General features: G+C 68.7%; 1 protein-coding gene and 1 pseudogene. One reads left to right on the forward strand and one right to left on the reverse strand.

Features of this window, described 5'->3' with window-relative positions; genetic code table 11:
* Window positions 1-263 (reverse strand): annotated as a pseudogene (locus CCN51_RS50900) (carbohydrate kinase family protein); the annotation flags it as partial.
* A 158-nt stretch (window positions 264-421) separates the two neighbouring features.
* Between CCN51_RS50900 and CCN51_RS50905 the strand changes: the two are divergent.
* On the forward strand, window positions 422-547 hold a 126-nt coding region (locus CCN51_RS50905; protein ID WP_143676213.1), incomplete at its 3' end, for a DeoR family transcriptional regulator.

Here is a 547-nt window from a genome sequence, read left to right on the forward strand (position 1 = left end):
GCGGCGAGGGTGGTGTGCAGGCCCAGGCGGGCGAGGGCGGTGGCCATGTTGGCGATGCCGCCGGGGCTTGAGCCCATGCCGCGGGCCCAGGTCTCGGTGCCGCGCACCGGGGCGTGGTCGAGGCCGGTGAAGATGATGTCGAGGAACACGGTGCCGGTGAGATAGACGTCGTGCTCGGGGTCTCCGGGGGCGCGCAGGGCGGCCAGCGGGTCTATGGAATCTGCGGTTCCGGCAGTGCTCACCGGTGCGCCCTTCCTGTTCATCGCGGTGTTCTCGGGGTGTTCGCGAGGTGTTCTCGGGGTCTTCGTCGTGTTGCGCAGGGGGTGATCTGCGTGAGCGACACCTTGCATGGCTCAGCCAACGAATGCAAGAGGTCGGTCACAGTCGCGCAAACCCGCTCACGTGGAGTACGTTTGCCGACATGCTGCGAGAGACCCGGCACGAGACGCTGCTGACCATCCTCGGCGACGAGGGCGTGCTGCCCATCGGCGAGATCGCCAAGCGGCTCGGGGTCAGCGAGGCCACCGCCCGCCGGGACCTGACCGAA

The organism is Streptomyces milbemycinicus (genome assembly GCF_002154605.1).
GTDB classification, from domain to species: Bacteria; Actinomycetota; Actinomycetes; order Streptomycetales; family Streptomycetaceae; genus Streptomyces; species Streptomyces milbemycinicus.